The organism is Deinococcus pimensis DSM 21231, from assembly GCF_000519345.1.
Lineage (GTDB): Bacteria > Deinococcota > Deinococci > Deinococcales > Deinococcaceae > Deinococcus_A > Deinococcus_A pimensis.
This window is the reverse complement of record NZ_KI912647.1, coordinates 81955-86887: the sequence shown is the minus strand read 5'-3', so window position 1 is coordinate 86887 and position 4933 is coordinate 81955. Positions and strand designations below refer to the sequence as shown.

At 71.0% G+C, this 4933-nt stretch carries 7 protein-coding genes; 5 read left to right on the top strand and 2 right to left on the bottom strand.

Translation table 11 applies throughout. The features are described 5' to 3' along the window. Nucleotides 1-349, bottom strand: a 349-nt coding sequence (locus DEIPI_RS30975) for an MFS transporter (RefSeq protein ID WP_045234283.1), incomplete at its 3' end; no start/stop codon positions are given. A 50-nt stretch (nucleotides 350-399) separates the two neighbouring features. Beyond that, nucleotides 400-687, bottom strand: a complete 288-nt coding sequence (locus DEIPI_RS0113230; protein ID WP_027482077.1) for a hypothetical protein — start codon at nucleotides 685-687, stop codon at nucleotides 400-402. A 58-nt stretch (nucleotides 688-745) separates the two neighbouring features. On the opposite strand from DEIPI_RS0113230, the gene DEIPI_RS0113225 reads away from it, so the two are divergent. From DEIPI_RS0113225 to DEIPI_RS0113205, 5 genes are all read left to right on the top strand, one after another. Next, nucleotides 746-991, top strand: a complete 246-nt coding sequence (locus DEIPI_RS0113225; protein ID WP_027482076.1) for a hypothetical protein — start codon at nucleotides 746-748, stop codon at nucleotides 989-991. A gap of 174 nt (nucleotides 992-1165) precedes the next feature. Then, nucleotides 1166-2206, top strand: a complete 1041-nt coding sequence (mreB, locus tag DEIPI_RS0113220; RefSeq protein WP_027482075.1) for a rod shape-determining protein — start codon at nucleotides 1166-1168, stop codon at nucleotides 2204-2206. A 53-nt stretch (nucleotides 2207-2259) separates the two neighbouring features. Beyond that, on the top strand, nucleotides 2260-2691 hold the full coding sequence (fabZ, locus tag DEIPI_RS0113215) for a 3-hydroxyacyl-ACP dehydratase FabZ (protein ID WP_027482074.1): 432 nt from the start codon (nucleotides 2260-2262) through the stop codon (nucleotides 2689-2691). Between the two features lie 69 nt (nucleotides 2692-2760). Beyond that, nucleotides 2761-3912, top strand: a complete 1152-nt coding sequence (locus tag DEIPI_RS0113210) for an LptF/LptG family permease (protein WP_027482073.1) — start codon at nucleotides 2761-2763, stop codon at nucleotides 3910-3912. Then, on the top strand, nucleotides 3909-4933 hold a 1025-nt coding region (locus DEIPI_RS0113205), incomplete at its 3' end, for an MGDG synthase family glycosyltransferase (protein WP_245588558.1). The genes DEIPI_RS0113210 and DEIPI_RS0113205, both read left to right, overlap by 4 nt.

The window sequence follows — 4933 nt, the reverse complement described above, 5'->3', positions numbered from 1 at the left end:
CCCCGCCGAGGCCCTGCAGCGTCCGCCCCGCGATGAACACCTCCATGTTCCGCGCGAGACCCGCGACGCACAGACCCGCCGCGAACAGCGCGAGGCCCGCGACGAAGGGCCGCGCGGGCCCCAGCCGGTCCGCGAGCCCGCCGAGGACGATGGTGGACAGCAGGTAGCCCATGAAGAAGGCGCTGAAGGCCCACCCGTAGAGCCGCACGCCCCGCAGCTCGCGCGCCACGACGGGCAGGACCGTCGCGACGGCGAGCGACTCGAAGGCGATCAGGAGGACGGTGAGCAGCAGGCCCGTGCTGAGGGCGCGCCGTGACGGCGAGAAGGGGGAGGGCGCGGCGTCGGTCATCCCGACGAGCTTTCACCAGCGCGCGCCGCCCGACCGTGCGGGCGCGACAATCAGGCGCGGGCGAGCTCCTCGCGCAGGGCCGCCTCGATGCCGCGTCCGCGCCACGACGCCTCCATGGCGAGCGTCTCGCGCCACGCGCCGCCCTCCGCGCGCTCGGCGAGGAGGGCGCCGACGGTGCGGCCCCCCGCGATCACGACGAGGCACACGACGTCGGGGGAGGGGAGGCGCGCGAGCAGGGCGGGCGCGAGGTCCGGGGAGAGGCGCGCGAGCTGGGCGCGCAGGGCGTCACCGGGCGGGCCGGGCAGACGGCTGATGCGGACGCGGGCGGGAAGGTTCACGAGGGCATGGTAGAAAAAAACGCATGGATCTTCCTCCCCTCGCAGGCGGGACGCGCGCGTGAAGGCCGTCATCTCGGTGCTGCTCGTCGTGCTGGGCCTGTGCCTGGCGCCGCTGTCGCTCGCGGCCTTCGCGAGCGTCAACCCGAACGTGTCGGATGTGCTGCGCTTCCTGTCCGTCGTGGAGGGCGCGTTCTCGGCGTCGCTGAGGCTGGCGTCGGTGGACGCCTTCTGGCGTGGTCTCACGTACCTGCTGCTGTGCGTGGCGTGCGTGTGGGCGGCGACGTACGTCAAGCCGCGCGCCTGAGCGCCGCCAGCACCCCACGCGGCACGTGAGTTTCGTGAATGGGGCTCAATCGGACACTCACCACGAGCGTGTTAGCATACGGTGGTTTCGATTCCGGCAGGGCCGCAGACGTCCAGTGAGGACGGCGCGTGCCCTGCCGACGAACGCGAAGGCCGCAGATACCCGGGGGGACTCGTGAGGTTTTCAGAAGACATCGGCATCGACCTTGGAACGGCCACGTTCCTGATCTACAGCAAGAACCGCGGGCTCGTGCTTCAGGAGCCCAGCGTGATCGCCATGACCCGTGACACGAAGGAAGTCATGGCCGTCGGCGAGGAAGCCTACCGCATGCTGGGCCGCACGCCCGGCAACATCGTCGCCGTGCGTCCCATCAAGGACGGCGTCATCGCCGACGACGCCCTCACCGAGAAGATGATCACCATGTTCCTGCGCAAGGTGCAGGGCGGCGCCGGGAAGCTCTTCGGCTTCAAGCCGCAGCTCATGGTGGGTGTCCCGTCCGGCGTCACCGACGTCGAGAAGCGCGCCGTGCTGCGCGCCGCCCTCAACGCGAACGCCAAGCGCGCCTTCCTCATCGAGGAGCCTCTCGCGGCCGCCATCGGCGCGGGCCTCAAGATCGCCGAGCCCGTCGGCAGCATGATCGTCGACATCGGCGGCGGCAGCACCGACATCGCCGTCATCAGCCTCGGCGGCATCGTCGTGTCCGAGTCGCTGCGCGTCGCGGGCAACGAGTTCGACGAGAGCATCATCCGCTACGTCCGCCGCAAGCACAACCTCATGATCGGCGACCGCACCGCCGAGGAGATCAAGGTCAAGGTGGGCGCCGCCATGATCCTCAAGCCCGAGGACGACATCGTCGCCGAGGTGCGCGGCCGCGACCTGCTCCAGGGCCTGCCCAAGACCGTCACCCTCCAGACGCTCGACATCGTCGAGGCGCTCTCCGAGCCCGTCTCGAAGATCGTCGAGGGCGTCAAGCGCGTCCTGGAGAGCACCCCGCCCGAACTCGTCTCCGACATCATCGACCGCGGCATCGTCATGACGGGCGGCGGCAGCCTGCTGCGCAACTTCGACGAGATGCTGCGTCAGGCGACCGGCATTCCCGTCGCCGTCGCGGAGAACGCCAGCGAGGCCGTCGCGATCGGCACCGGCATGGCCCTCGAGATGATCCCCATCCTGCGTCACCACCTCATCAGCAGCGACAACTACCTGCGCCGCTGAACCCGGGCGCGCGGGCGGACCAGCGGTCCGCCCGCCGCTCCTATGGAGTGCCCATGACCCAGACGACCATGCACATCCAGCAGGTGCTGGCCACGCTGCCGCACCGCTACCCCTTCGTGCTCGTGGACCGCGTGCTGTCCATCGAGGACGGCGCCGTCCACGCCGTCAAGAACGTCACCATAGGCGAGCCCTTCTTCCAGGGGCACTTCCCCGGCGAGCCCGTCATGCCCGGCGTCCTCATGATCGAGGCGCTCGCGCAGGCCAGCATGTTCGCCACCCTCGACCACGTCGCGCCCGGCAGCGTCGGCTACCTCGCCGGGCTCGAAGACGTCCGCTTCAAGCGCAAGGTCGTGCCGGGCGACGTGCTGCACCTGCACGTGAAGCTGGAGTTCTTCCGGCGCGGCCTCGCCAAGACCACCTGCCGCGCCGAGGTGGACGGCGAGGTCGCCGTGGAAGCCACCATCCTCTTCGCCCTCGCGAAGTGACCCTCGCGTCCGCTCTGCTAAGGTGAGGACGACGGCGGCCCCCAGCGGGCCGCGCTTTCAAGTGCTGCCATGATGCGAATCCAGCGATACATCACCCGTGAGCTCGTCCCGCCCCTCGTGACGGGGACGCTTCTCTTCACCGCCATCGTCTCCTTCGGGTACTTCTTCGTGAGCTCCCAGTTCCTCGCGAACGCACCCGTGCTGGGCGTGCTGCGCTACATCGGTCTGCAGGTGCCCGACACGCTCGTGCGGGTCTTCCCGATGGCGGTCGTGCTGATGGTCGTCGTGGCCTACGGCCGCCTCGCCAACGAACGCGAGCTCGGCGCGGCGCAGGCGGGCGGCCTCTCGCTGCTGCGGCTCAGCTGGCCCGCCGTGCTGATCGCCGCGTTCGTGTCGGCCTTCTCGCTGTTCCTCTCCGAGGTCGTGGTGCCGCAGGCGAACCAGGAGGCCCGCTCCTTCTACTGGGACGACCTGACCGGCGCGGGCCTCAGCACCCTCGCGGGCCGCACCCTCGACATCGGCAACGCCGCGCAACCCATCGAACTGCGCTTCGACGGCTACGACAACGCCCGCCGCGAACTCCGGGGCGTGCGCCTGCAGGCCTGGCAGGACCGCCGCGCCACCATCTACTTCGCCGGGACGGGCACGTATGAGGGCAACACCCTGCGCCTCAGCGGCTACCGCGGCTACGTCGTGGACTACGCCGCCATCGACGCGCTCTCCGCCCTGCCCGAGAACGCCGACGAGGCCGCCTTCCGCGGCGCCGTCCAGAACGTCTTCGTGAGCGCCAACATTCCCGCCGACCCGAAGGCCTCCATCGACATCGACACGGGCCTAAGCCGCAAGCAGGCCATCGCGGACCTCGCGGACGCCATCGCCGCCGAGCGCCGCTCCCTCAGCGAGCTGTGGACGGTCATCACGGACCGCTCCGCGCGGCCCTCCGAGCGGCTCGGCGCGCGCATCGAGCTCAACCGCAAGCTCGCGCTGCCCTTCGGCAACCTCGTGCTGGTCCTCGCCGCGCTGCCCTTCGCGCTGCGCTTCGGACGCACCACGGGCGTCGCGCTCGGCGTCGCGCTCCTGATCACCATCGCGTACTACCTCGTGTACATCCTCGGCCTGTCCTTCACGAACTCCGGCCTGCTGCCCCCGGAGATCGGCGCGTGGCTCGCCAACATCGTCTTCGTCGTCGTGGGCTTGTGGATGCTGCGGAGGACCGGATGACGTCCCGCGCGCCGCGTGAGCTGCGCGCCCTCTTCCTGCACGCCTCGCTCGGCGGCGGGCACCAGAAGGCGGGCGAGGCGCTGGAGCAGGCGCTCGGGCAGCTCTCGCCCGGCCTGAACGCGCTGCACGTGGACTACCTGACGTACCTCTCCGCGCTGGAGCGCGGCGCGTCGGCCGGGGTGTACATGTGGTGGCTGCGGCACAGCCCCGCCACGTACCGCTACTTCTACCACTGGAGCAACCGCGAGAACGCCCCGCGCGTCGTGAAGGGCGCGTCGCGCACCGCCGGGCTGCGTCACATGCTGCGCGACCTGCGCCGCACCCGCCCGCAGCTCGTGATGTCGAGCTACGACGCGCCCGCCTCGCTCGCCGGGACCGCGCGCCGCCTGCTGCGCACGAAGTTCCTCAACGCGCTGCTCGTCACGGACTACGCCGCGCACTACCACTGGGCTCGGCAGGAGGCGGACGTGTTCCTCGTCGCGACCGAGGGCGTCCGCCGCGACCTCGCCCGCTGGGGCATCCCGGAGGAGCGCGTCGTCGTGACGGGCATCCCGATCCTCTCGCGCTACACCGAACTCCAGAACGCCGACCGCGCCGCGCTGCGCCGTCAGTTCGGCCTCGACGAGCACGACCCGCTCGTGCTGGTCAGCGCGGGCGCGCAGGGCACCTACAAGGCCGTCGACGAGGTCATCGACGCCTGCGCCCGCGCCGGGCGGCGCGTGCAGGTCCTCGTGCTCGCCGGGAGCGGCAGCGTCGGCGTGGAGGAGGTCGGCGGCGCCACCGTGCACCGACTCGGCTACACCCGCTTCTTCCCGGAGCTGCTCGCCGCGTCCGACCTCGTCGTCGGCAAGGCGGGCGGCCTCACCGTCGCGGAGGCCACCGCGCTCGGCGTGCCCATGCTGATCTACCGTCCCATCCCGGGTCAGGAGGAGGCCAACGCCCGCCACCTCGAGGAGATGGGCGCCGCGCTGTGGGCGCAGTCCGAGTGGGAGCTGCGGCGCGACCTCATCGCGCTGCTCGG